23 protein-coding genes and 3 tRNA genes are annotated in these 25,963 nt (G+C 62.6%); 15 read left to right on the top strand and 11 right to left on the bottom strand.

The genetic code is table 11. From position 1 onward, the window contains the following. The 4 genes from tuf to VGD45_RS10960 form a co-directional block, all read right to left on the bottom strand. On the bottom strand, positions 1-1,107 hold a 1,107-nt coding region (gene tuf, locus VGD45_RS10975; RefSeq protein ID WP_331155338.1), incomplete at its 3' end, for an elongation factor Tu. Positions 1,108-1,175: 68 nt separating this feature from the next. Continuing rightward, positions 1,176-1,251, bottom strand: a tRNA-Thr gene (locus tag VGD45_RS10970). A gap of 55 nt (positions 1,252-1,306) precedes the next feature. Next, positions 1,307-1,380: transfer RNA gene (locus VGD45_RS10965), tRNA-Gly, on the bottom strand. An 8-nt stretch (positions 1,381-1,388) separates the two neighbouring features. Then, a tRNA-Tyr gene (locus tag VGD45_RS10960) sits at positions 1,389-1,474 on the bottom strand. A gap of 194 nt (positions 1,475-1,668) precedes the next feature. On the opposite strand from VGD45_RS10960, the gene VGD45_RS10955 reads away from it, so the two are divergent. Next, the gene (locus tag VGD45_RS10955; protein ID WP_331155337.1) at positions 1,669-3,204 is read left to right on the top strand and encodes a sensor domain-containing diguanylate cyclase; all 1,536 of its coding nucleotides are present in this window, start codon (positions 1,669-1,671) and stop codon (positions 3,202-3,204) included. Here VGD45_RS10955 and murI read toward each other — a convergent pair. Continuing rightward, positions 3,201-4,040 carry a glutamate racemase gene (murI, locus tag VGD45_RS10950; RefSeq protein ID WP_331155336.1) on the bottom strand — a complete coding sequence of 280 codons (840 nt, stop codon included), beginning with the start codon at positions 4,038-4,040 and terminating at the stop codon, positions 3,201-3,203. The genes VGD45_RS10955 and murI overlap by 4 nt on opposite strands. 19 nt (positions 4,041-4,059) lie before the next feature. After that, positions 4,060-5,043, bottom strand: a complete 984-nt coding sequence (locus tag VGD45_RS10945) for a threonine/serine dehydratase (protein WP_331155335.1) — start codon at positions 5,041-5,043, stop codon at positions 4,060-4,062. A gap of 134 nt (positions 5,044-5,177) precedes the next feature. On the opposite strand from VGD45_RS10945, the gene VGD45_RS10940 reads away from it, so the two are divergent. Beyond that, entirely contained in the window at positions 5,178-5,456 is a 279-nt protein-coding gene (locus VGD45_RS10940; protein ID WP_116808918.1) for a PilZ domain-containing protein, read from the top strand. 135 nt (positions 5,457-5,591) lie between these two features. On the opposite strand, the gene VGD45_RS10935 is transcribed toward VGD45_RS10940, so the two are convergent. After that, positions 5,592-6,890: an MFS transporter gene (locus VGD45_RS10935; protein WP_331155334.1), complete on the bottom strand. Its 1,299-nt coding sequence runs from the start codon at positions 6,888-6,890 to the stop codon at positions 5,592-5,594. A gap of 148 nt (positions 6,891-7,038) precedes the next feature. Here VGD45_RS10935 and recQ point away from each other — a divergent pair, with 148 nt between their 5' ends. Further along, positions 7,039-8,913 (top strand): DNA helicase RecQ, encoded by a 1,875-nt coding sequence (gene recQ / locus VGD45_RS10930; protein WP_331155333.1) that lies wholly within the window; start codon positions 7,039-7,041, stop codon positions 8,911-8,913. A gap of 87 nt (positions 8,914-9,000) precedes the next feature. Further along, complete coding sequence (locus VGD45_RS10925; protein WP_331155332.1) at positions 9,001-9,948, top strand: ketoacyl-ACP synthase III; 948 nt, start codon at positions 9,001-9,003, stop codon at positions 9,946-9,948. 21 nt (positions 9,949-9,969) lie between these two features. On the opposite strand, the gene VGD45_RS10920 is transcribed toward VGD45_RS10925, so the two are convergent. Together VGD45_RS10920 and VGD45_RS10915 are read right to left on the bottom strand one after the other, a co-directional pair. Next, positions 9,970-10,908: a universal stress protein gene (locus VGD45_RS10920; protein WP_331155331.1), complete on the bottom strand. Its 939-nt coding sequence runs from the start codon at positions 10,906-10,908 to the stop codon at positions 9,970-9,972. Between the two features lie 11 nt (positions 10,909-10,919). Next, positions 10,920-12,434 (bottom strand): ATP-binding protein, encoded by a 1,515-nt coding sequence (locus VGD45_RS10915; RefSeq protein ID WP_331155330.1) that lies wholly within the window; start codon positions 12,432-12,434, stop codon positions 10,920-10,922. 205 nt (positions 12,435-12,639) lie between these two features. Here VGD45_RS10915 and VGD45_RS10910 point away from each other — a divergent pair, with 205 nt between their 5' ends. The 3 genes from VGD45_RS10910 to VGD45_RS10900 are packed head-to-tail and all read left to right on the top strand — an operon-like array spanning position 12,640 to position 16,479. Next, complete coding sequence (locus VGD45_RS10910) at positions 12,640-13,386, top strand: sensor histidine kinase (protein ID WP_331155329.1); 747 nt, start codon at positions 12,640-12,642, stop codon at positions 13,384-13,386. A gap of 30 nt (positions 13,387-13,416) precedes the next feature. Beyond that, entirely contained in the window at positions 13,417-14,061 is a 645-nt protein-coding gene (locus tag VGD45_RS10905) for a response regulator transcription factor (RefSeq protein ID WP_331155328.1), read from the top strand. 33 nt (positions 14,062-14,094) lie between these two features. Continuing rightward, on the top strand, positions 14,095-16,479 hold the full coding sequence (locus tag VGD45_RS10900) for a phosphoketolase family protein (protein ID WP_331155327.1): 2,385 nt from the start codon (positions 14,095-14,097) through the stop codon (positions 16,477-16,479). Here VGD45_RS10900 and VGD45_RS10895 read toward each other — a convergent pair. Together VGD45_RS10895 and VGD45_RS10890 are read right to left on the bottom strand one after the other, a co-directional pair. Beyond that, on the bottom strand, positions 16,472-17,605 hold the full coding sequence (locus VGD45_RS10895; protein WP_331155326.1) for an NAD(P)/FAD-dependent oxidoreductase: 1,134 nt from the start codon (positions 17,603-17,605) through the stop codon (positions 16,472-16,474). The genes VGD45_RS10900 and VGD45_RS10895 overlap by 8 nt on opposite strands. Further along, the gene (locus VGD45_RS10890; protein WP_331155325.1) at positions 17,602-18,903 is read right to left on the bottom strand and encodes a cyclopropane-fatty-acyl-phospholipid synthase family protein; all 1,302 of its coding nucleotides are present in this window, start codon (positions 18,901-18,903) and stop codon (positions 17,602-17,604) included. Before VGD45_RS10890 ends, VGD45_RS10895 begins: the two co-directional genes overlap by 4 nt. Positions 18,904-19,191: 288 nt before the next feature. Between VGD45_RS10890 and hemN the strand changes: the two genes are divergently transcribed. The 8 genes from hemN to VGD45_RS10850 form a co-directional block, all read left to right on the top strand. Then, positions 19,192-20,565, top strand: a complete 1,374-nt coding sequence (hemN, locus tag VGD45_RS10885) for an oxygen-independent coproporphyrinogen III oxidase (protein ID WP_331155324.1) — start codon at positions 19,192-19,194, stop codon at positions 20,563-20,565. Between the two features lie 240 nt (positions 20,566-20,805). After that, a complete protein-coding gene (gene ccoN / locus VGD45_RS10880) occupies positions 20,806-22,179 on the top strand; it encodes a cytochrome-c oxidase, cbb3-type subunit I (RefSeq protein WP_349263252.1) in 1,374 nt (457 codons plus the stop codon). Positions 22,180-22,192: 13 nt separating this feature from the next. Continuing rightward, positions 22,193-22,819: a cytochrome-c oxidase, cbb3-type subunit II gene (gene ccoO, locus VGD45_RS10875; protein WP_331155322.1), complete on the top strand. Its 627-nt coding sequence runs from the start codon at positions 22,193-22,195 to the stop codon at positions 22,817-22,819. Then, complete coding sequence (locus VGD45_RS10870) at positions 22,816-22,989, top strand: cbb3-type cytochrome oxidase subunit 3 (protein WP_331155321.1); 174 nt, start codon at positions 22,816-22,818, stop codon at positions 22,987-22,989. The genes ccoO and VGD45_RS10870 overlap by 4 nt, the downstream gene beginning before the upstream one ends. Then, on the top strand, positions 22,986-23,921 hold the full coding sequence (gene ccoP, locus VGD45_RS10865) for a cytochrome-c oxidase, cbb3-type subunit III (RefSeq protein WP_331155320.1): 936 nt from the start codon (positions 22,986-22,988) through the stop codon (positions 23,919-23,921). The genes VGD45_RS10870 and ccoP overlap by 4 nt, the downstream gene beginning before the upstream one ends. After that, on the top strand, positions 23,908-24,189 hold the full coding sequence (locus VGD45_RS10860; RefSeq protein WP_331155319.1) for a hypothetical protein: 282 nt from the start codon (positions 23,908-23,910) through the stop codon (positions 24,187-24,189). The genes ccoP and VGD45_RS10860 overlap by 14 nt, the downstream gene beginning before the upstream one ends. After that, entirely contained in the window at positions 24,186-25,580 is a 1,395-nt protein-coding gene (ccoG, locus tag VGD45_RS10855) for a cytochrome c oxidase accessory protein CcoG (RefSeq protein WP_331155318.1), read from the top strand. The genes VGD45_RS10860 and ccoG overlap by 4 nt, the downstream gene beginning before the upstream one ends. After that, a partial coding sequence (locus VGD45_RS10850; RefSeq protein WP_331155317.1) for a heavy metal translocating P-type ATPase metal-binding domain-containing protein occupies positions 25,577-25,963 on the top strand: 387 nt, incomplete at its 3' end. The genes ccoG and VGD45_RS10850, both read left to right, overlap by 4 nt.

Below are 25,963 nucleotides of genomic sequence, written 5' to 3'. Positions count from 1 at the left end.
GATCGGCGCGATCAGCTCGACCACCATCTTGATGTTGTCGCCCGGCATGACCATCTCCACGCCCGCCGGCAACTCCACCGCGCCCGTCACGTCGGTCGTGCGGAAGTAGAACTGCGGACGATAGCCCTTGAAGAACGGCGTATGACGGCCGCCCTCTTCCTTCGTCAGCACGTACACCTCGGCTTCGAACTGCGTGTGCGGCTTGATCGAACCCGGCTTGCACAGCACTTGGCCGCGCTCCACTTCTTCGCGCTTCGTGCCACGGAGCAACACGCCCACGTTGTCACCCGCCTGGCCCTGATCCAGCAGCTTCCGGAACATTTCCACGCCCGTGCAGGTGGTCTTCTGCGTCGCCTTGATGCCGACGATTTCCACTTCGTCGTTCACCTTCACGATGCCGCGCTCGATACGACCCGTCACCACCGTGCCGCGGCCAGAGATCGAGAACACGTCTTCCACCGGCATCAGGAACGCGCCGTCGATCGCACGCTCCGGCACCGGAATGTACTTGTCCATTTCCGCCACCAGCTGCACCACCGCCGGCACGCCGATCGGGCTCTGATCGCCTTCCAGCGCCTTCAGCGCCGAACCCTTCACGATCGGGGTCGTGTCGCCAGGGAAGTCGTACTTCGACAGCAGCTCGCGCACTTCCATTTCCACCAGCTCGAGCAGCTCGGCGTCATCCACCATGTCCGCCTTGTTCAGGAACACCACGATGTACGGCACGCCCACCTGACGGGCCAGCAGGATGTGCTCGCGCGTCTGCGGCATCGGGCCGTCAGCGGCCGAGCACACCAGAATCGCGCCGTCCATCTGCGCCGCGCCGGTGATCATGTTCTTCACGTAGTCGGCGTGGCCCGGGCAGTCCACGTGCGCGTAGTGACGCGCATCCGAGGTGTACTCCACGTGCGCGGTCGCGATCGTGATACCACGAGCGCGCTCTTCAGGCGCCTTGTCGATCTGGTCGTACGCCTTGAACTCGCCGCCGTGCTTCTCCGCCATCACCTTCGTCAGAGCAGCCGTCAACGTCGTCTTGCCATGGTCGACGTGGCCGATGGTGCCTACGTTCACGTGCGGCTTGGTGCGTTCAAACTTCTCTTTGGCCACAGCGGCGTTCCTCTATCTAGAAGTCACTTAGTCGAGATGGCAAACACGAACGACTCAACGATCCGAAGTGGAGCTCACGACCGGGATTGAACCGGTGACCTCGTCCTTACCAAGGACGTGCTCTACCAACTGAGCTACGTGAGCGACCCTTCAACATCTTCTTATATCCGCAGCACTCGACTCATCGCGGTATGCGCAATGGAGCGGGTGATGGGAATCGAACCCACACCATCAGCTTGGAAGGCTGAGGTTCTACCATTGAACTACACCCGCTTGAGGAGTGGTGGAGGGGGTAGGATTCGAACCTACGAAGGCATAAGCCAGCAGATTTACAGTCTGCCCCCGTTGGCCGCTTGGGTACCCCTCCGCGGACATAAGAGCCGGGCATTCTCTTCGCCAACCTTTTGAGTGTCAACAGCAACTTGGCGACTTCGGACCACCTTCAGGGTTTCGCCAGCAAAATTCCCGCTTAAGCCATCTGCCCGAGGGCCGATACAGGCGTTGAAGCCCCCCGGCCGGGGCGTCTTCCGCGCTTTTTACGCCCCTTCATGGACGCTGGCTATGCTGCCGCAGGACCTCGAACAACGCCTCAAGGCCCAGATCGATTTCCCGAGTCCGCCGCAAGTCGCGACGGAGATCATCACCCTCGCGCGCGATCCGGACATCGAAATGGCCAAGGTGGCCACCGCCGTGGGCCGCGATCCCGCGATGACGGCCAAGATCCTGCGCATCGCCAACTCAGCATTTTACGCACAACGCCGTCCCAGCCAGAACCTGCGCCAGGCGCTGGTCATCATCGGCTTGAACGCCGCTCTCACACTGGCCTTGAGCTTCTCTCTCGTGTCGTCCATGCGCGCCCTGCGCGCGACCGGCATCGATTACAGCCGCTTCTGGCGCCGTGCATTGCTGGCCGCCACGGCCGCCCGCGCCTTTGGCGAGGCGGCGAAAACCGGCCATGCCGAAGACATTTTCCTGGCTGCCCTGCTGCAAGACATGGGTGTGCTGGCGCTGGATCGCGCCGCGCGCGACTTCTACAGCCAACTTCCGCCGAACGCCACGCACGCAGATTGGGTCGCGTACGAAATCGCCAAGCTGGGCAAGGACCACTCTTTCTACACGGCCCTGATGCTTCGGTCCTGGAACCTGCCCGAGCGGCTGTGCAAGCCGGTCGAGGCCAGTCATTCGCCGCAGATGTTCGCCGCGAACAGCGAGGAAGGTCAGTTCGCGCGCTGCGTCGCATTAGGCAGCGACCTCGCCGAAGCGGTCCTCTCCCCCGACCGCGCAAGCTCGGTTCCCGCGCTGGCCCAGCGCGCGCATCGTCTGCTGCACATGAGCCACGAGCACTTCAACGAAGTGGTCGCGCGCATCCTGAGCCTGATCCCGGAAATCGAAGCCCTGTACGAGACCAGCATCCTCGAAGCGGACGACTCCGAGAATCTCCTCGCCGAAGCGCGCGAGTTACTTGCGGTGAGGAACCTGCACGCCCTGCAGGAGGTGACCAACTTGCAGGCGACGACCAGTGTACTGCTCACGCGCACCGAGGAAGCCGAGGATTCGAGCCGGCGCGACGCGCTAACCGGCGTGCTCAACCGCCCGTGGCTGGATCGCATGCTGGATCGCGAGTTCACGCAGGCCGTGGTCTTCGGTCGCGATCTCAGCGTCGCACACATCGATCTCGATCGGTTCAAGCTGGTCAACGAAAAGTACGGCACTCCCGTGGGCGACAAAGTTCTGCACAGCTGCGCGCAGGCTATTCAAGCCGTGGTTCGCGGCAGCGACCTCGTGGCGCGCTTCGGTGGTGAGGAGTTCATCGTCGTGCTTCCGAGCACCGACCGCGCGGTGGCGCGCCAAGTGGCCCAACGCATTTTGGCGTCGCTCGCGGGCGCGGATCATGGGGCCGAGGAAGGCGGCATTCACATCACCGCATCCATCGGCGTCGCGACGTACACGACCAAACAACGATTCCCCAGCACGCTCGCGCTGCTGGAAGCGGCCGATCACGCGCTTTACGCCGCGAAGCTCTGCGGCCGCAATCGCGTCGAGTCTTACGACGAGCTGCCGACTTCGAGACGCAGCCCCGTCGCCGCGCGAAGCTAGGCCCCAGCCGTCGGGCTGATATCCACCAGCTCGACTTGCCCAGCCTCGAACGACTCACCAAGGAAACGACTGCCGACGCGCGCGAATCGCTCCGGACTGTCGGTAGCCTGAAGGATGGGTCGCAACGAAGGCCCTGCTCCACGTAACAAACCACGCTCCAACAATTCCGCGTGGACGGCCTTTGCTGTCGTGTCCGCCGAATCGACGATGGTGATCGAGGGACCGATCACTGCGCGTAAAGCGGCCGCGAGCACTGGGAAGTGAGTACAGCCGAGCAACAACGTATCGATCGCCGGATCGTTACGAAACAACTCGTCAACATAACGGTGCGCAATGGCTTCAGCGATCGCGCCCTCGGTCCAACCCTCCTCCGCCAACGCCACGAACAACGAGCACGCCTGCGCCATCACCTGCGCGGTCGGTTTCAATCGCGTGATCGCTCGTTGATACGCGCCGCCGCGCACCGTGCCCTCGGTCGCTAGTACGGCGAGGTGGCCTGATTTCGACGCTGCGCAGCCGGCCATCGAACCCGGTTCAATGACCCCGATAACCGGAATCGGCGCGAAACGCTCGCGCAACGGTTCCACCGCGACCGATGAAGCCGTATTACACGCGATCACCAGATATTTGATGCCCTGCTTGACCAGGAACTCGGCGGCCTGGATCGAATAGCGCAGCACCGAGTCGCTGCTCTTGGTCCCGTACGGCAGCCGCGCGGTGTCGCCGAGATAAATGAACTGCTCGTGGGGCAGCCGTTGGCGGAGAGCGCGGAGCACAGTCAGACCGCCGACACCGGAGTCGAACACCCCGATGGGGAGCGAATTTGCGTTCGTCATGAAGCGTTGTTGAGAATTGTTACTGTGGGTCGTCAGCGATCAGGCGAGCATAAGTGGCCGCGTCGATATTGCTGCCACAAACGATCAGTCCGACCCGCTTGCCGCGCAGCCGTTCCCTGAGCGGACCCATCAACGCCGCGGTGGCCGCCGCGCCCGCCGGCTCGACGGCCAGCTTGGCGTTACGAAGCAGGAATCGCATCGCCGAGCGCATGTCGGCGTCGCTGATACGAACCAGACCATCGACATTGCGACGACATAATTCGAATGAGATCGGCAAGGCGTACGGCGCACCTAAACTGTCGGCAATGGTCGCGACACGTTCGATGGAGCGTGGCTCGCCCGCCGCAAAACTACGATGCATCGTGTCCGCGCCTTCGGGCTCGACGCCAAAGACCTCGCACTGAGGCGCCGACAACTTCACGGCGGACGCTATACCTGCGCACAGCCCGCCGCCGCCAATCGGTACGATGACAGCGTCCAAGCCGGGAATCTGCTCACAGAGCTCGAGGCCGACGGTGGCCGTGCCGAGCGCTGTCGTGCGCCCCTCGAAAGGATGGATGAACGTTCTGCCTTCCTGTTCCGCAAGGCGAGCTGCCAACTCGAATCCGGCATGAGCGTTTTCCGCGAAAACAACCTCGGCGCCGAAGGAGCGACACAGTTCGACACGCAGTGGATTGGCGGACGCGAACATCACGACTTTGGCGCTGACGCCGGCCGTGGCCGCGGCAAAAGCCACGGCGGCCGCGTGGTTACCGGCGCTTACTGCAGTGACGCCTTGCTTGCGCGCCTCGTGCGATAGCGCGAGCACGTTCAGCAAGGCGCCGCGCGCCTTGAACGTGCCGGTGCGCTGGAACAGCTCCAGCTTCAACCACGTCTCGGTATCAGGCCCAACCGCCTGTTGCACCTCGGGCGTATTCAGGCGATGCACGGGCGTGCGCACGACGCTATCGCCGAGCCGACCGGCGGCAAGGCGTATTTCGTCAAGCGTGAGCGGTGACACCATGCAGAGTACCTAGGGGACTACGAGACCGTGTTGATAATAGATGTCCGTTGGCGACATAACACCTCTTCACACCTCTTCGCAGGTGGTTAGGAGCGCGGCATAATGAACTCGCATCGAAACTCGCGGAGTTGAGCATGGAGCGACGTCTCCATACACGTCATAGAGCGCGTACCGCCGTCTACGTTTCCGTTCCCGGGCGTCCCGGCAAGCTGTGTCGCGCGCGCAATTTGAGCGCCAATGGCGTGTTCATCGAAACCGAAAATCTGGGATTGAAAAAAGGCGCCACCGTGCACCTGGCGTTCGCCATCAATCTCGGCGTCGTCACCAAGATTCATCGTCGCACGGCCATCGTCGCCCACGTGTCCAAGGGCGGCACGGGCTTGATGATGGAAAGCCTCACGGGCACTCGATAATAAAACGCGGGATCGGGCATCCTGCCACGACCCGCGTGCGAGCAGGCAAAAAGGCGCGACTTTTCGCGGCTCGCCGCCGCCGATGGCGGCGGGGTACATCCATGTACCCGTGGATCTTCTCTCAATCTCATCTCGTCAGCGGGCCTGCGAACCCATCGCACGCATATCGGCCGCGATCGTTCGCGACGCGCCGAACAGCGATCCCGAGCACAACAACATCAGCAGCGGGATTACATACATCGCACTGTGCAAGCCGGACGCGCGGAACACGTCCGCCATCTCAGTCGCGCCGGCATTGATCATGGCTCGATGCGCGAAGAAGTCGCTGAGCGCACCCATGATGGTCGAGCCGAAGCTTGCGCCCAGCACGTACATCGCAAAGAAGTACAACGACACGGCCGTGCCGCGCAGGTTGGGCGGGACGACATCTTGAATCGCGGCATAGGTCGTCGAGTAATACGCAAAGGACAGCGCGCTCGATGTGGCCATCAGCACCGTGAACATCAGCACGCCGCCTTTGGGCTGTTGAAGCGCCGCGAACACACAAGGAGCCGCCAACAGCAAAGCAAACGCGCCGACCAGTACGCGCCCATTCGCCCGGGTACGCAATCGGTCGCCGAGCCAGCCGCCGAGCAACAGTCCAATTGCGCCGGTGAGCCCCAGCGACACCGCTGAAATCGTGCTCGCATCCTTCAATCCGAGCTCGTGGAATCGTTGTAGAAACGGGTTTTGAAACACGTTGACCGCGTAAGCATTGAAGTTATAGAGCAGACCGGACAGCACGATCCACCACATCGTCTTGATTCGCAGCACCGATCGAAAAGGGGAGCCCGGCAGCGCAAGCGACGTGCGCGCTTCCACGGCGCCGCGCGGCGGTTCTTTGATGAGAAGCACCAGTGCCGCAAGTATCAAGCCGGGCACGCAAGCGACGAAGAACGCCGCGCGCCATCCCCACGCCTGAGCGATAACACCGGAAAGCATATAAGCCGCGAACAGCCCGAACGGCAGGCCGAGCATGAAGATGGCCATGGCGCGTGCGCGCCGTTCCGGCGGGTACAAATCGCCGATGAGGGACTGACTCGCGGGCGCGCAGCTTGCTTCACCGATGCCGACACCAATGCGTGTCAGCATGAACGACGCGTAATTCCACGCCAGTCCCGACGCCGCAGTCAGCACGCTCCAGAACGTCACGCCAATGGCGATCAAGCGCGTGCGGAGCCAGTTGTCCGTCAGCCGCCCGAGTGGCACGCCCACGAAGGCATACACGAGAGTGAATACGGTGGCGAGCAGACCGAGTTGCGTGTCGTTGAGCCCGAACTCCACGCGGATCGGCTCGCCCAAGGCGCCGGCGATCTGCCGATCGAAAAAATTCATCAGGTTGATGCCGAACAGGACCGCCAGTGCGAAGCGCGCATTCTTCTGCTGTTCAGTCACGAAGCCCCCATGTTGTTATCGGTTGCGCTCGGTCGCGGTGCGGACACGCGAGGGTACCATCCACGCCAAGCATCGGGTGGGCAAAGAATTGTGGCAACCGCCCGCTACCAGCGATCACAAGCGGGAATCGGAATGCGATGATGTGCGGGTGACAGCCTCCTTACCCATCGACGCAGCCCTGCCCGACCTTGGCGCCGCGCTGAAGAGCCGCTTCGGTTTCAGCTCCTTCCGCCCCGGCCAGGAAGCCGTCGTGCGCGACGCGCTGGCGGGCCGCGATCTGCTGGCCATCATGCCCACCGGCGGCGGCAAATCGCTGTGCTTTCAATTGCCGGCGGTTCTGCAACCCGGCATCACGCTGGTGATCTCGCCGTTGATCGCGCTGATGCAGGACCAGGTGCGCCTGCTCCAGGACAACGGCATCGCCGCCACCTACATCAACTCGAGCCTCGAACAGAGCGAAGTCAGCGCCCGCCTGCGAGGCGCGGCGCAGGGCGAATACAAGCTGCTGTACCTCGCGCCCGAGCGCTTGTTGCAATCGTCATTTTTCGACGGCGTGTTGACGCGACTCGTCGCGGGCCGCGGCGTCAATGCATTCGTCATCGACGAGGCGCACTGCGTGTCCGAATGGGGACACGATTTCCGGCCCGAATATCGGCAGCTCGCCGCGCTCCGCCGTCGTCACCCGAACATTCCGTTGTTCGCGTTCACCGCGACGGCCACTCCGCGTGTGCGCGAGGACATCATCAACCAGCTCGCCCTGCACGAGCCCGCCGTGCACGTCGCCAGCTTCAATCGGCCGAATCTCTATTACGGCGTGCGCCCGAAGAACAAACGGACGTATGACGAATTGCTCGCGCGAGCGCGCGAAGAAAGCGCCGGCATCGTGTACTGCCTGTCGCGTAAGCGCGTCGACGAGCTCGCGTTGCAATTGCAATCCGACGGCGTCGCCGCCCTGCCCTATCACGCCGGCCTCGACGCCGAGCAACGTCGCCGCAATCAGGAAGCCTTCATTCGCGACGACGCGCGCGTGATCGTCGCGACCATCGCGTTCGGCATGGGCATCAACAAGCCCGACGTGCGTTGGGTGGTCCACTACGACCTGCCCCGCACGCTGGAAAGCTACTATCAAGAGTCGGGCCGCGCCGGGCGCGACGGCGATCCCGCCGAATGCATTTTGTATTTCAGTGCCGCCGACATTCGCACCGCCGAGTTCCTGATCCAGCAAAAGGTGGATCCCGACACGGGGGCGCCGCTGGAAGACGAGCAGCGGCTGGCCCGGCAGCAGCTGCGACAGGTACTCAACTACGCCGAGTCCACCGAATGCCGGCGGGGAATCCAGCTGCGCTACTTCGGCGAAGTGCTCCACGGTTCGTGCTGGAATTGCGACAACTGCCGCAATCCCCGTCAACTGCAGGACCGCACCATTGAAGCGCAACAATTCCTATCGTGTATCGCGCGGCTCGCGCAACGACGCGAACGATTCGGCGCCGCCTATCTGATCGACATTCTTCGCGGCAGCCAGTCACAGCGCCTGATCGACAATGGACATGCGCAGCTCAGCGTATACGGGATCGGCAAACAGCACAGCGTCGAAGCCTGGCGCGGCGTGGCGCGAGCCCTGCTCCATCAGGGCCTGGTCCAGGAGACTCAGGATGGCTATTCGGTACTGTCGCTCAACGCGCACAGCTGGGAAGTCCTCCGCGGCGAGCGCAAGGTACACATCGCCGATGCTCCGCCGTCCGGCCGACGCAAGTCCGACGCGGGCGGCCGCGGCTCCGACGACGTGCACGTGGCCGACCAGCCGCTGTTCGACCGGTTGCGAGCCTTGCGCAAACGGCTGGCCGACCAGAGCGGTGTGCCCCCGTACGTCATCTTCCATGACGCCACGCTGCGCGAAATGGTCCGCCGCGCACCCGCCAGCCTGGAAGAATTTGCCGCCATCCCGGGGGTGGGTCAGGCGAAGTTGGCGCGTTACGGGCAGTTATTCACCGACGAAATCCGCGCGGCCCGCGCGCCTGTATAATCCCGCCGCCTCACGAGCCGCCGGAGGCGCGGCTCGCCAGTTACTATTGCCTTACCGAGCTCCGCTTTGACAGTCCAGAGACGACCGATGTTCATTCATGCCTCGGGTGAGTACCTGCCGGAAAGAGTCGTGGACAACGACTACTTCTCGCGATTGACCGGCCGGCCCTCGCCGTGGTTCGAGCAGTTGACCGGCATTCGCCAGCGCCGCCGCGCCGGCGAAGGCGAGAACGCCAATTCGATGGCGATCGCAGCCGTGAAGCACCTGTTACGCACCGGCGACGCCAACTTGGAGGACGTCGACCTCATCATCGGCGCGTCTTACACGCCCTGGGATACGATCGGCACCATCGCGCATGTTTTGCAGCGGGAGTTCTCGCTGGCCAATGCGCGGGCGATGTATCTGTCGACGGCCTGCTCGTCTTTCATCGACGCCATCGACATGGCCTCGGCGTACTTCGCTTCGGGCCGCTCGCGCAAGGCGCTGGTGGTCGCGTCCGAACACAACAGCCTCTATTCCTCCGACGGCGATGAAAAGTCCGGTCACCTGTGGGGCGACGGCGCCGCTGCGCTGATTCTCGGCGACACGCCGGGCAAGCTGCAGCTGGAAGTCCTCGATACGCACACCGTCGGCCTGGCCGACCGTGGCAAGGGGCCATTCGGCATCACCATGGTGCCGCGTGACGGCGGTCTGGTCATGCATCATGGCAAGGACATCTTCGTGCACGCCTGCCGTGAGATGGCCGGCATGGCCCGCCTGCTCCTGGAGCGTAACAAGCTCACGGTGGGCGACGTGCGACTGGTGATCCCGCATCAGGCGAACAAACGCATCATCGACAGCGTCGCCGACGATCTCGGTCTACAGCCTCAGCGTGTGGCGCTGACCATCGGCGAGTTGGGTAACACCGGCTGCGCCAGCGTCGCGATCACTCTGCATCGTTACGCGCATAAGCTCGAGCCTGGCGAATATGCGCTGTTGATTGCGTTCGGCGGTGGATACTCGGCCGCCGGCGCGCTGGTGAGACGGGCTCCGTAACTTGCTCTCGGCGGCACTCGTTCAGAGCGCCGCGTGTTCGGCAAACTGTGGCGGCTTCACGATCAAGGCATCGCATGGAAGCCGTTCGAGCACATCTTCAGCCGTGCTGCCGACAAAGATCCGTTTCAAGCCGCTGCGCGCGATGGCTCCCATCGTCATCACATCCGCATGCACGCGCTCAGCGGCGATCGGCAGGACCTGCGCCGGCCCGCCCAATTCCAGATGAATATTCTCGGGCGGCACGTTGTATTCGCTCACCAACGTCGTGATCTGCTTGCGACGGCTCTGCTCTTCCCGCGTCAGATCGTCCGGCGTCAGAGCGGCCGCCATCGAAGGGCCTGAAATCGTCGCCGCGCCCACGATCGCGAGCGGCAAATAAACATGAGTCACATGCAGCTCGCCGTGCAGGCGCTGCGCGAGCAGCGATGCATGCTCGACGATCCAATGATCGAGGATCTCCGGCTTGTCGTTGACGTGGCCGGGGTCGACCGCGGCCACGATGCGCGGCGTGGCGGCCCAGGGCCTGCCTTTCGTCAGCAACAGCGGCGCCGGACAACCGCGAATCAACAGCCAGTCCGTATTGGTTAGAAACGTTCGCTGCGCCAGCGAATGATGATGCGTGTCCTTCACCACCAGATCGGCGCTGGTATGACGCGTGCGATCGATGAGGCCGACGTGCAGCGGATCCGCACACACGCATTCAGTCGTGACGTCGATGCCGCGCGCTCGCAGGGGCATGGCGAGCGACTCCAACATTCCCTTGATGTTTACATGAAGAGGCGCGGCGGGATGGGCGCGCACGTGTGACAGCAAGCGGATCTCACGCGCAGCTTTCGTGTCACAGACGAACAACTCCAGCCGTGCATCGAACTTTTCGGCCAGCAACGCAGCCTTGGTGACGGAGGGATGTTCGCTGGCGGTGGGGTCGACGATCACCAGAATCTGTTTGATATATCCCATCGGCGGATGCCTCAGGCAGACAGTTCATCGATCGCGTCGAGCAAGGCCGCCGTGTCGACGGGTTTGCTCAAAAACCGACAGTTGGGCACCGACGTGCGCAACGAGCGCAATACCGATGGCAGATCGCCGCTCAGCACGACGCCGGGCACGTCGTAGCCCACGCGCTGGCGCAACCGGGTCAGCAACTCCAAGCCGGTGTTGCGGCTGTCGAGATGATAGTCCGCGACGATCACATCGCCGCGCTGGCAGTTTGCAAACAAGGTTTCGGCTTCAGCCGCGGACTGAGCGCTCTGAACGTGAAACCCTTCGAAGCGAAGGAACAGCTCGGTGGCCAGGCGGACGCCGTCATTGTCTTCGACCAGCAGCACCCGCGCACGGCGCGTCGTGCCGCCCACCGGCCCGACGCTGCTCGCAGCGTCGGTCCGGGCGGGCATGGCAGTCAGATATTGATTGGGAATGCTCACGGTCGCCTGCGTACCGTCGCCGACGCGCGAGCTGATGCTGACGGTGAACCCCAGCAGCCGGGCCACTTCCTTCACGATCGCCAGGCCCAGTCCGACGCCCATCCGCTTCGCACCCTGGGTGTCGACCTGGTAGTACTCGTCGAAAATTCGATCCAGCTTGTCGGCCGGAATGCCGATGCCGGTGTCGCTCACGGTGACGGTCAGCGCCGCGGCGCCAGGCTCGCAGGTGACCGCGACTTCGCCCTGGTCGGTGTATTTCATGGCGTTGCCGACCAGGTTCTGCAGCAGCTGATAAAACAAATTCCGGTCGGTTGAAACGATCAGAGCCGCGGGCTCGATGCGCAAGGCGATGCCACGCGCCTGCGCAACCGATTCGAACTCGGTCGTCAATTGATGAAGCAGGTCGGCGAGCGGCACGTTCGTCACCTGCGGCTCGATGGCGCCCGATTCCAGCCGACTGATGTCGAGCAACGCGTTGAGCATGCGCGTCATGCCTTCGATGGCGCGCTCCTGCTGTTGCAACAGCTCCCGCAAATCGGGCGGCGAGACCTTGAGCATGGCCGCATTCAACAAACGAATGGTTTGAATGGGCTGGCGCAGATCGTGACTGGCGGTGGCGAGAAACCGGCTCTTGGCGCGATTCGCCCGGTCCGCTTCTTCGCGCGCGGCGATCAGCGCTTCGTTGATCTGCTGACGTTCGGTGTTGTCGCGAATGGCGGCGGCCACGAACAGCGCGCCGCCGATCTTGAACGGGGCGAGACGGATGCCGGCCGCGAACTCGCTGCCGTCGGCGCGCCGGGCGAACAAATCGGCGATACGCGCGCCCATTTCGCGATTGCCCGGTTTGTCCAAGAAAGCGGTCAGATGACTGACATGCTTGCCGCGCAGCCGTTCGGGAATCAGCGTTTCGAGCGGCTTGTCCAGCAACTGGTCGGGGGCGTAGCCGAACAGCTCGGTCACCGTCCGATTGGCGAAACGAATGCGGCCGCCGGCGTCGACCACGATGAGCGCGTCGGGGGAAAAACGCAGCAGGTGTTGGGTGATGTCGCTGAGCAGATCCATCGTCAGCAAATTATGCCGCTTTTGACAGCGGCACAATACGACAGCTGCCTGGCATCTTGTCTACGGGGCGGGCGTAGTCGCTTCCGTGGAAGTCGCGGGTGTCGGCGGCCAGGGGTTGCGGCAGTCTGCGACGCATATGAAACTCACGGAACCATGGCAACCCCGCTCCACTCTCGTGTCTGTGTCGGCCACCGACGGTTCCGCCATGGCCAGTGAACCCGGGCCCCACCCCGACACCTCGCGACTGCTGGAGCAGCTGATGCAGATCGCGCGCACCTCGGCGTTGGAAGAAATGGCCAGCGGCTTCGCGCATGAGTTGAATCAACCTATTGGCGCGATCGCCACGTTTGCGCAAGCCGCCGAGCGGATGCTGGCACGCCCCGAACCCATGACCGCGCAGACCATCGACGTTCTGCGTCACATCAGCAACGAAGCGCTCAATGCGGGCCAGGGCATCCGACGCATCCGCAAGTTGTTCAACGATACGGCCGTGGCGCGCTCGGTCTGCGCCATGACCGATGTTCTTGCCGAGTTGATGCCCGTGCTGGAACTGCTCGCGAGCCGCGCCGGCGTGCAGCTGGAAGTCGCCGTCGCGGAATCGTTGCCCAGCGTGTCAGTGGATCGGCTGCGCATTCAGCATGTGCTTTACACGCTCGTACAGAATTCGCTCGAAGTACCGCGTCCCGAGCAGCGCGCCGCGCGCGTGCGTGTCGAGTTGACAGGAGATCGCTATGCCGTAACCACGGCCGTCGTCGACAACGGCGTAGGATTGTCGACGGAGGCTCGCGCACACTTGTTTCGGCCGTTTTTCACCAGCAAGGAGCAAGGCACCGGCTTGGGACTGGCATCGAGCCGCGCTATCGTTGAAGCGCACGAAGGCGCCATCGGCTGTGACGATGTCGACGGCGGCGGCGCGAGGTTCTGGTTCAGATTGCCTGCGGCAATCTCATAAACTTGGGCCGGCGGCAATCTGATAAATCCCATGAGCACAAAAAATAATTTGCGCAAGAAACCGACCATCTACATCGTCGACGACGACGATGGCATGCGCCGAGCGTTGAGCGTGCTCATGTCCACGGTCGGTTACAACGCCGTCACGTTCGAGCGTCCCGCGGAATTCCTGCAAAAGCTCGATCCCAATCAGCCCGGCTGCCTGGTGCTGGACGTACGCATGCCGGAAATGAGCGGCCTGGAAGTGCAGCAGCAGCTCAATCGCAGCGGCTCCATGCTGCCGGTGATCCTCATGACCGGCCATGGCGACATCCCGATGGCCGTGCAGGCCATGAAGGACGGCGCATTCGATTTCCTGCAGAAGCCGTTCCGCGATCAGGACCTGCTCGATCGCATCAACGGCGCGTTGAAACAGGATGCGGAAAATCGCGAGACCGTCGAGCGGCATGCCGACCTCAAGCGGCGCAGCGAATCGCTCACGCCGCGCGAGCGCGAAGTCATGGCCCTGGTCGTCGACGGCCGCGCCAATAAAGTCATCGCCATCGATCTCGGCCTGAGCGAGCGCACCGTGGAAATCCACCGCGCCAATGTCATGGAAAAAATGCAGGCGCGCTCGGTGGCACATCTGGTGAAGATGCATTTGACCCTGAACGGCGAAACTTTGAGCGGCGGCTGACGATTGCCTTCGCATCCCCTGGAGGCTTCTGTCATGTCCGATGCGAAACGCGACGATCCCACGCTCACCCCGCAATATCTGACCCGCCTCGACGCGTACTGGCGCGCGGCGAATTATCTCGCGGTCGGTCAGATCTATCTGATGGACAACCCGCTGCTCGATCAGCCGCTGCAGCTATCGCACGTCAAGCCGCGCCTGCTGGGCCATTGGGGGACCACGCCGGGCCTGAATTTCATCTATGCGCATCTGAATCGGGTCATTCGCAAATATGACCTGGACATGCTGTACGTGGCCGGGCCGGGGCACGGTGGGCCGGCGCTGGTCGCGAACGTTTATCTGGAAGGCACGTACAGCGAGTACTACCCGAATATTTCCGAGGACAAGGACGGCCTGCGGCGGCTGTTCAAACAGTTTTCGTTTCCGGGCGGGATTCCCAGCCACGTCGCCCCGGAAACTCCCGGGTCTATCCATGAAGGCGGCGAGCTCGGCTACGCGCTCTCGCACGCGACCGGCGCCGCATTCGACAATCCGGATCTGATCGTCGCCTGCGTCATCGGCGACGGCGAAGCCGAGACGGGTCCGCTCGCGACCAGCTGGCATTCGAACAAGTTTCTCAATCCGGTGCGCGATGGCGCCGTGCTGCCCATCCTGCACTTGAATGGCTACAAAATCGCTGGCCCGACCGTGCTCGCGCGCATTCCACGCGAGGAGCTAGCGCAGCTGATGCAGGGTTACGGATACGAGCCTTTTTTCATCGACGAGGCGGATACGATCGCCGCGACTCACCTGGCGATGGCCAAGACGCTCGATCGCATGATCGAGCGCATTCGTGAGATCCAGGCCGAGGCGCGCAAGAATGGTTTTCGTCAGCGGCCGCGCTGGCCCATGCTGGTACTGCGCACGCCCAAAGGTTGGACCGGGCCCGAAGAGGTGGATGGCGTGCCGGTGGAAAACAGCTGGCGCTCGCATCAGGTGCCACTCGCCAAGCTCGCGGAGAAGAACGATCACCTGCAGCTGCTCGAGACCTGGATGCGCAGTTACAAGCCGGAGGAATTGTTTACCTCCCAAGGCAAGCTCCGACCGGAGTTGCGTGAGCTGGCGCCGGTGGGCAAACGCCGGATGGGCGACAACCCGCACGCCAATGGCGGCGTGCTGCTGCGGGACCTGCGTCTGCCGGACTTTCGCGAGTATGCAATCGAGCTGCCCACGCCCGGCTCTCGCATCGCGGAGGCGACGCGAGTGCAAGGCAAGTTCCTGGGCGACGTGATGAAGATGAACATGAACTCGGCGAACTTCCGCTTGTTCGCGCCGGACGAGTTCACCTCCAATCGCTGGGACGAAGTGCTCAAGGTCACCTCACGCATGTCAGTTGCCGAGGTCGAGTCGAGCGACACCAGCGTCGCGCCCGACGGACGCGTGATGGAAATGCTCAGCGAGCATCAGTGCCAGGGTTGGCTGGAAGGTTACCTGCTCACCGGCCGCCATGGATTTTTCAGCTGCTACGAGGCGTTCATCCACATCGTTGATTCGATGTTCAATCAGCACGCCAAGTGGCTGAAGACCTGCAATCACATTCCCTGGCGGCGCTCCATCGCGTCGCTGAATTACCTGCTGACCTCGCACGTGTGGCGGCAGGATCACAACGGCTTCAGCCATCAGGACCCGGGCTTCATCGATCACGTGGTCAACAAGAAGCCGGAAGTCATTCGAGTTTATCTGCCACCGGACGCCAACACGTTACTCAGCGTCACCGATCATTGCCTGCGCAGTCGCAATTTCGTGAATGTGGTGGTCGCGGGCAAACAGCCGCAGCATCAATGGTTGTCCATGGACGCGGCCATCAAACATTGCAGCGCCGGCGCGGGGATCTGGACCTGGGCCAGCAACGATCAGGACGGCTCGCCCGACATCGTGATGGCGTGCGCGGGCGATGTGCCCACTTTGGAAACATTGGCCGCAGTCTCACTGCTGCGAGAGTGGCTGCCGTCGCTGCGGATCCGGGTAGTGAACGTGGTGGACCTCATGACGCTGCAACCCGCGAGCGAACATCCCCACGGCATGAGTGACAAGGAGTTCGACTCCATGTTCACGGCGGACAAGCCCATCCTATTCGCATTCCACGGCTATCCCTGGCTCATCCACCGCCTCACCTACCGCCGCAACGGCCACGACAACCTGCACGTGCGCGGCTACAAGGAAGAAGGCACGACCACGACGCCCTTCGACATGACCGTGCTCAACGACCTCGATCGCTTCCACCTCGCCGAAGCCGCCATCGACCTGGTCCCCAGTCTCGGCGCCCAAGCCGGCCATCTCCGCCAACGCCTCCGCGACAAACTCATCGAGCACCGCGAATACGTCCGCCGCCACGGCGAAGACATGCCCGAGGTCCGGGACTGGCAGTGGTCAGCTAAGTAGGCGACTGCCCCAGCGCGGGCAGCTGGGCGTGGAGGAACCAGCGGTCGAGGACGACTTTGCGGGCGAACCATTGGGTTTGCATCAGGGTGCGAGCGAGGGCGAGGCGTAGTTTAGCGGGAAGCATGGAGAGTGCGGGGGCTTCGCCGCGTTCGCCGAAGCGGGAGCGCAGGGCGGCTTCGTAACGAGACAAACGTTCGCGACGGTAGTCGCCGTTGACTGCGAGCACATTGGAGGCAGCCATCAAACCTGACTCGATCGCCGGGCGAATGCCCTCGCCGCTTTGGGTGTAAGCCAGGCCAGCGGCGTCGCCGATGATCATGACTCCATCGGCGATCACGGGCCGGTTGCCGTAGGCGTACAGCAAATAAGCATGACCTTTGAATTTGCCCGGCAGGTCGGAGGGAATCCTGCCCTGCGTGGCCAGTGAGCGAGCAAACGTTTGCACATGCTCCGCGAGGCGGTGATTGCCTTCGCGGCCCAGCCCCACGTTGAGATAATTGCCTTTACGGAAGCACCACCCGTAGCCTTTCAGATCGTCGCAGAAATACAGCTCGGGCCGCTCGCCAGTGACCGCGCACTGCGCCGCCTGCGAGTCATTCATCTCGAACTCGATCTCCTGCGCGCTGATCGCACGCTCTTCCTTGCCTAGATGCGCGCCGAGATGCCGCGCGACCGGACAGAAATGTCCGCCAGCGCCGATGACCAGCGCAGCCGAAACCTCGCCATTCACCAGCCAGCGCGAGCCCTGACGTTCCATCGACTTCCACGCCTCGCCCAGCCGCAGCCGCGCGCCACTGCGCTCGAGCAGATAATGATCGAACTCGCAGCGTCGGATGCCGTAGCTCACCACCTTCCGGTAATGCACCTCGGCATTGGCCTGCTCGCCCATGCCAGTGATAAAGGAGTCGATAGGTTGCAGGACGCGCCCGCGCCGATAGTCATCGACATCGAGATCCAATTCCTGCACGACTTGCGGCGTGATCCACCCTGCGCATACCTTGTCGCGCGGGAACACGCTCTTGTCCATGATGAGCACGTCCAGCCCGGCCTTCTTCAGCACGCGCGCGCACGTGGAGCCGGCCGGCCCGCCGCCGACGATCAACACATCACAGGAATCGGCGCTCATGATCGATACAAATGATGGCGGGTCATCGGAACGTTATTACTTGTGCCAGGCGCGAACACCACCTGGAACAACTGCATCTCGCCAGTAATGAACGCCGCGCGTGAGCCCGCCAGATACAGGCGCCACATCCTGACGAAGTTCTCATCGAACATGCGGGCCACCTGGTCTCGCGACTCCTCATAAAGCCGCCACCACCAGTCGAGGGTCTTGGCGTAATGCAGCCGCAGATTCTCCACGTCCAGCACGGAGAAGCCCGAATCCTCGAAAATGTCCATCATCTGTTTCAGCGAAGGCGGATTCGCGCCGGGGAAAATGCGCCGGTCGATCCAGCGATGCATGGGCTTCCAGCGATTGCGCCCGATGGTGTGGATCAATCCCAGCCCCTGCGGTTTCAAACACCCGCGGATCAGCTCGCCCAGCGCCGGATAGTTCTCCACCCCGACGTGCTCGAGCATGCCGACGGACACGAAGGCGTCGAACGAGCCTCGGATATTTCGGTAATCGTCCTCGACGAACTCGACCCGATGCTCGAGCCCGCCCTCCTTGGCCCGCTCACGCGCGTATGCGATCTGCTCGCGCGAAATATTGAAAGCAGTGACTTTCACGCCATGGTGGCGCGCCATGTAAAGCGCCAGCCCACCCCAGCCACAGCCGGCGTCGACCACGTGCTGCCCGGGACGCAGCTGGACCTTTCGGCAGACATGCTCGAACTTCGCCAGCTGCGCCTGATCCAGGGTGGTGTCCGGCGTGGGGAAATAAGCGCACGTGTACGCCATGGTGGAGCCCAGCCACAGCGAATAAAACTCGTTACCGATGTCGTAGTGATGATGAATGTTCTCGCGCGACCCCAGCAAGGTGTTGGAGGGCCGCCGATGCAGCCACTGGCCGAGGTGCCGCAATGCCGAAATGGAATTGCGTCCAGGCTGGGCCGCGCCCTGATACAACACTTCGATGAGCCGGCCGAGATCGCCTTCGACCTGGATCCTGCCGACGCTGTACAGCTCGCCGAACTGCACGTCGGGGTCCATGCAAAGACGCACCAATGCGGATCGATCCGGGATGTGCATCGTGGCCACGGGCTCGCTGCCGATGGAACCCACGCGCTCGCCATTCCAGAGCGCAAACTGAACCGGAGGATTGCCGAATGCATGTAGCAATGCGTGCAGCAGGCGACCTTCGAAGGAATGCGGTCGCGAAGTGGGCGTGGCCGGCGGCGAGGACTCCTGCCGCGTGGAACCCTGTGGCGCATCGTTCGCCACGCGAAACGTCGTCATAGGCCGCTGTTCAGAGGTCTGCATTGTTCTCACCCGCCCCCGCTGGCAGTCGCCAACCGACATAGTTGGGATTTTTTTTGCTCGATGCAAGAGTCTGCCCGGCATTGGCCAGGAACCAGACCAGGATGCCAAGCCCACCGCGAGCTCCCGGCAAGGATTACAGCGTGTCGCCATCCCCGGACTACCCCGCACCGCCTGCGTGGACCTCCGGAGCGCGGCGCTGCCGCCCGCCCGTTTATAACTAAACGTATAAATAAAACAGATCCGCGGCCTGGGGGTTCCCGGGCCTGGCCCTGGTTTGACGCTTTAGCCATGAAACTCGATGCCGCATTGATTCGTCGTTACGACCGCCACGGACCACGCTATACGTCCTATCCCACGGCGGTTCAGTTTCACAGCGGCTTCGACGCGCAAAGCTATCGACGGGTGGCGCTGTTGAGCAACTGTGGAATCACGCGACCGCTGTCGATCTATGTGCACGTGCCGTTCTGCGCGCAGCCCTGCTTCTACTGTGGTTGCAACAAGATCGTCACCCGCAATCCCAAGCACGCCGAGCAGTATCTGCAACGTTTACAGCGGGAGATCGAGCTGCAAGGCGCTTTGTTCGACCGGCGCCGAAGCGTGCGCCAGCTGCACTTCGGCGGCGGCACGCCGACTTATCTGACCTTGGCGCAACTGGCGGCGCTGTTCGACCAACTAGGCCGGCATTTCAGCATCGATCGTTCCGAGCATCGAGAGATCTCGATCGAGATCGATCCTCGCACGCTGGCCCCGGAGACGCTGCCGGGTCTGGCTGCCCTGGGTTTCAACAGGCTCAGCCTGGGCGTGCAGGATTTCGATCCTCGCGTCCAGCAAGCGGTGAATCGCCGCCAGAGCGCCGAGCAGATCGAACAATGTATGGCCCAGGCTCGGGCGCTCGGCTACCGCTCGGTAAGCTTCGATCTGATCTATGGTCTGCCCCTGCAGAATGTCGCCAGCTTCGGCGAGACGCTGGACACGGTCGTGCGGATGCGGCCCGATCGCATCGCGACCTATGGCTATGCTCACATGCCCCGCCTGTTCAAAGCACAGCGCGCGATTCGCGCCGAACAGTTGCCGGACGCGGAAACGAGAATGCAGCTGCTGGCGCTCACGGTGGAGCGGCTGACCGAGGCAGGTTACATCTACATCGGCATGGATCACTTCGCGCTGCCGGACGATGACCTGGCGCGCGCCATGCGCGATGGCAGCTTGCATCGCAATTTCCAGGGCTACTCCACGCACGGGGACTGCGACCTCATCGGCCTGGGCCCGAGCGCCATCGGCGCGGTGGGCAACTCCTATTCGCAGAATCACAAACATCTGACCGGATATTACGAAGCGCTGGATCAGGGGCGCCTGCCGGTCGAGCGTGGCGTGATGTTGAATGTCGATGACGTGCTCCGTCGCGAAGTCATTCAGCGCCTCATGTGCAGCGGCCACGTCTCGATGCGCGATATCGAGCGACGCTACGCAATCGACTTCGACAGCTACTTCGCGACCGAGCTGACTGCGCTCCAGGGTCTGGCCGCGGACGGGCTCATTACCAGCGAATGTGACGCCATTCACGTTACCGAGCGCGGCCGCACGCTCCTGCGCGCCATCGCCATGGTGTTCGACGCTTATCTGACGCGCTCGGCGCCGGCGCAGTACTCCAAAGTCATCTGAGCGGATCAGGCGGACCCTGAATCGGCTGCGCGACTCAGGGCTGGCCCGCAGTCTCTCTCGGGCTGTCCGTAATTAGAAAAACAAAGCGGCACGGTACCTTTGTCTCGCGATTCAAATACCGAGGCGAGGCTGACGATGTCCGCGAATGTTCTCACTGCTACGAGCGAAGCCGCAATTTCGCGCGCTGATGCGAACGTGCGCGGCACTTACAACGACAAAGTCGTGCGTCAGTTCGCGATCATGACTGTCGTCTGGGGCATCGTCGGCATGGCGGTGGGCGTGCTCATCGCCGCGCAGCTGCTGTGGCCCGCGCTGAACTTCGATATTCCCTGGCTCACTTACAGCCGCCTGCGTCCGTTGCACACCAACGCCGTGATCTTCGCGTTCGGCGGCTCGGCGCTATTCGCAACCTCGTACTACATTGTGCAGCGGACCTGTCATGCACGACTGTTCTCCGACGGCCTCAGCGCATTCACATTCTGGGGCTGGCAGGCGGTGATCGTGCTCGCGGCCGTCACGCTGCCGCTCGGGATGACCCAGAGCAAGGAGTACGCCGAGCTCGAGTGGCCCATCGATCTGTTGATCGCGGTCGTGTGGGTGGCTTACGGCGTGGTGTTCTTCGGCACCATCGTTCAGCGTAAGGTGAAACATATCTACGTCGCGAACTGGTTCTTCGCCGCGTACATCATCACCATCGCGGTCCTGCACATCGTCAACAACCTGGCGATTCCGGTGTCCCCCACCAAGTCGTACGTCATCTATTCGGGCGTGGTCGACGCCATGGTGCAGTGGTGGTACGGCCATAACGCAGTGGGCTTCTTTCTAACGGCCGGCTTCCTGGGAATGATGTACTACGTCGTGCCCAAGCAGGTCGGCAAGCCGATTTATTCCTATCGTTTGTCGATCGTGCACTTCTGGGCGCTGATCTCCATCTACATGTGGGCCGGCCCGCATCACTTGCACTACACCTCGCTGCCTGACTGGGCGCAATCGCTCGGCATGGTGTTCTCGCTGATCCTGCTGGCGCCGTCGTGGGGCGGCATGATCAACGGGCTCATGACCATGTCGGGCGCGTGGCACCGGCTGCGCACCGATCCCATCATGAAGTTCCTGGTGGTGTCGCTGTCGTTCTACGGCATGGCCACGTTCGAAGGCCCGCTCATGTCCATCAAGACCGTGAACGCTCTGTCGCACTACACCGATTGGACCATCGGCCATGTCCACGCCGGCGCGCTCGGCTGGGTCGCCTTCATCACCATCGCGGCGCTGTATCAGATGATTCCGAGGCTGTTCGGCCAGCAGCAGATGTGGAGCGTCAAGCTCATGGACGCGCACTTCTGGATCGCCACCGTCGGCATCGTGTTGTACGTCACTTCGATGTGGGTCGCCGGCGTGATGCAAGGCTTGATGTGGCGCGCGGTCAACGACGACGGCACCTTGACCTACACCTTCGTCGAATCGCTCAAAGCGACTTATCCGTACTACGCCATCCGTTTGCTCGGCGGCCTGATGTTCCTGAGCGGCATGCTGATCATGGCCTACAACGTGTGGCGCACCGTGCGCGATACGAAGCCTGTCGATGTCGCCGTGCTCGCGCCCGCCACCAGTCATTGATCGTCGCAATCTCATGAAACACGAACTCGTCGAAAAGAAGATCGCCTTGATGGGCGCGCTCATCGCGGTGGTCATCAGCGTAGGTGGCCTGGTCGAGATCGCGCCGCTGTATATGCAGAGCTCGGTCGTCGAGCCGTCGCCAGGGATAAAGCCGTACTCCGCGCTCGCGCTCGAAGGCCGAGACGTGTATGTGCGTGAGGGTTGTTACAACTGTCACTCGCAGATGGTGCGTCCACTACCAGCCGAGACTGAACGTTACGGTCACTATTCCATCGCGGGCGAAGCGGTGTACGACCATCCGTTCCAGTTCGGCTCCAAGCGCACCGGTCCCGATCTCGCGCGCGTCGGCGATCGCTACACCGATGAATGGCATCGCATTCACTTGTTGAATCCGCGCGACGTGGTCCCGGAATCCAACATGCCGGGCTTTCCGTGGCTCGCCGAGCGCACGCTCGATCCGTCGGGCACGCAAGCAAAGATGCAGGCGCTGCAGAAAATCGGCGTTCCCTATACGGCGCAAGAAATCGCAGATGCCGGCGCAGCCGTGCGCAACCGGACCGAGATGGATGCGCTGATCGCATACATGCAGGGTCTCAAGTTTCACGGCGCGGCCGCCGGTTCCGCGAAGGGTCAACAATGAACATCGTTTTCAATATGGGCATCGTGCGCGGCCTACTGACGTTGGTCCTGTTTCTGGCCTTCATGACGTTGTGGGCCTGGGCCTGGAACAAGAACCGCCAGCATGATTTCGAGCGCATGGCCCGCCTGCCCCTCGAAGATCAGGACACCCACCCGGAGGCGCCGCGATGATCAGCCTGCCTGCCAGTGTTTTCATAGTCGTCTTCACCGCGATCAATATCGTCGCGTGTCTGTGGCTGATGTGGTGGACAGCGCGCACGCGCGTGCCTGCAGCCGATGCTTCGGATCGAACGACCGTCGACGGCTCGGGCAAGACCGGCCATGTGTGGGACGGCGATCTGGAAGAGCTGAACAATCCGCTGCCGCGCTGGTGGCTGGGACTGTTCATCGTCACCGTGGTGTTCGGCGCGGCCTATCTGACGTTCTATCCCGGCCTGGGCAACTTCGCCGGCACGTCCGGCTGGAGCTCAGTCGGCGCGTACGAAGAACAAGTCGCTCGGCAAAGAGCCAGCTTCGATGCTCAACTCGCGTCACTGAAAGGTCGTTCGCTGCAAGAGCTGGCCAACAACGGCAACGCAATGGCGATGGCGAAGAACTTGTTCGGCGCCAATTGCGCGGGCTGCCACGGTTCCGACGCACGTGGCGCGAAAGGTTTCCCGAATCTCACCGACAAGGACTGGCTCTGGGGCGGCGACGAACAGCGCTTGCTGGAAACGATTGCTCAAGGGCGCCACGGCATGATGCCCGCCCTGGGCAGCGTGCTCGGCGACAGCGGCGTCAACGAGGTTGCCTCCTATGTCCTCAGTCTGAGCGGCGGCAAGGCGCCGGCGGATTGGGTCAGCGCCGGACAGCAGCGTTTCCAGACTCTGTGTGTCGGCTGTCATGGCGCGGACGCGAAGGGGAATTCGATGCTGGGCGCGCCGAACCTCACCGACGACGTCTGGCTGCACGGCGGCGACTTCGACTCCGTGCGCGCGACGGTCACCAACGGGCGCGACAATCAAATGCCGGCGCACCAGGATCTGCTGGGCGACATGAAAGTCCGGCTGCTCGCGGCCTACGTGCTCGGTTTGAACGAGCCTCAAGCGCATGCCGCGAACTGAACTCACTGCACGCGACCGCTCCCGCTGGCCGCACTTCCTGAAAGACCTGGGAGTGCTGCTCTGGGCTTCGTTTCTCGCGGCCTGTGTCGCCACGCTGTTGTTCTTCGCTTGTTTCGACCCGCAACTGCTCGTGGACGATGCCGCTCCGCCGGCCTGGCTGGCTGACCGTAGCGCCGGCTATACCGTCGGATTTTTCTTTTTCTGGATGATGGCCGCCATCGCCAGCTTTCTCACTGCTTATCTGATCGAAACCCGGGACGAGCGATGAACGCCGTGCGCTCCGATGCCGCCGTCAGCAACGACGGCAGTCTGTATATCGCTCACCGGAAGGTCTATCCGCGCGAGGTTACCGGCCGATTCAATCGGCTGCGGGTCGCCGCCACGATTGCGCTGCTCGGATTGTTCTACGGCCTGCCGTGGCTACAGTGGGACGGCCGGCAAGCTGTGCTGTTCGACTTGCCGGCGCGCAAGTTCTATATCTTCGGCCTGACATTTTTCCCGCAGGATTTTTTCCTGCTGAGCTGGCTGCTCATCATCGCGGCGCTGTCATTGTTCTTTTTCACCGCGTTGGCCGGTCGCTTGTGGTGCGGCTACGCCTGCCCACAAACAGTGTGGACCGAAATCTTTGTCTGGATGGAGCGCTGGACCGAAGGCAATCGCCAGCAGCGCATGCGCCTCGACCAAGCGCCGTGGTCGCTGCAGAAGGTGCTTCGCAAGAGCGGCAAGCAGGCGCTCTGGATCGCGTTCGCGCTCTACACCGGGTTCACCTTCGTCGGCTACTTCACTCCCGTGCGAACGCTGACTGACTCCGCGCTGACTGCTTCGCTCGGCGGCTGGGAACTGTTCTGGGTACTGTTCTACGGTTTCGCCACCTATGGCAACGCCGGCTACATGCGCGAGCAGGTCTGCAAATACATGTGCCCGTACGCTCGCTTCCAGGGCGCGATGTTCGATCGTGACTCGCTCATTATTTCTTACGACGCGAAGCGCGGCGAGCCGCGTGGCTCGCGGGCGCGCAGTATCGATCCCAAGACTAAAGGGTTAGGCGACTGCATCGATTGCACGCTGTGCGTCCAGGCCTGCCCGACGGGCATCGACATCCGCCAGGGCTTGCAACTCGAGTGCATCGCTTGCGCGGCGTGCATCGACGCATGCGATAGCGTCATGGATAAGATGAATTATCCACGTGGTCTGGTTCGTTACACGACACAGAACGCTCTGGATGACAAGCCGACGCGCGTGTTCAGACCGCGCATCGTGATCTACGGCTCTGTATTACTCGCCTTGGTCGTCGGCTTCGGCGTGGCTGTCGCGAATCGTCAGCTCGTCGAAGTCGACGTGCTCAGGGACCGAAATGCTCTGTATCGCCGCCTCGATGGCGATCTGATCGAAAACGTCTACACGGTGCGCTTCATCAACAAAGACACTCGCGACCACGCCCTGCACATCGAGGCGCGAGGCATCGACGGAGTGAGCGTGGATACCGACCGCGAACTACAGCGAGTCGGCGCTGGCGAAGTCGTTAGTGTAGCGGTCCGCATTCGCGCTCCCCGCAGTTCGATCAGCGGCGGGCGCGACATTCAGATCGTGGCTCGTTCGGATGATGGCGATCTCGAAGCCCGCTCCAAGGCTCGTTTCATTGCGCCGGTGTCGCAGTGAACGTTTGCTTCCACTGTGGCGAGCCGTTGCGCGGATCGCTCCTGATCGCGCGCGTCGAGCAACGCGATGAGCCGGTATGCTGCAGCGGTTGCCAGGCCGTCGCCGAGCTCATTGCCCGCGCAGGGCTGGGAGATTTCTATCGATACCGCGACGGCGCTTCGACCCGGCCGGGCATTGAAGTCGAGGCCGATAAGTGGCGCGTCTACGCGGACCCGCAGTTCGCTTCACAGTTCATCCGAACCGATAAAGGCCAGACGTCGGTCACTCTGCTGATCCAAGGCCTGCGATGTTCGGCCTGCAGTTGGCTCATCGATCAGGTGCTGCGCCGGCATGCCGGCATTCTCGATGTGAGCGTCAAGGCCGCGACCGGTCGCGCCAGCGTG

It is taken from the genome of Steroidobacter sp., assembly GCF_036402275.1.
Lineage (GTDB): Bacteria > Pseudomonadota > Gammaproteobacteria > Steroidobacterales > Steroidobacteraceae > Steroidobacter.
Note: the sequence above shows the minus strand (reverse complement) of the source record. Positions and strands in the feature narration are given on the sequence as shown.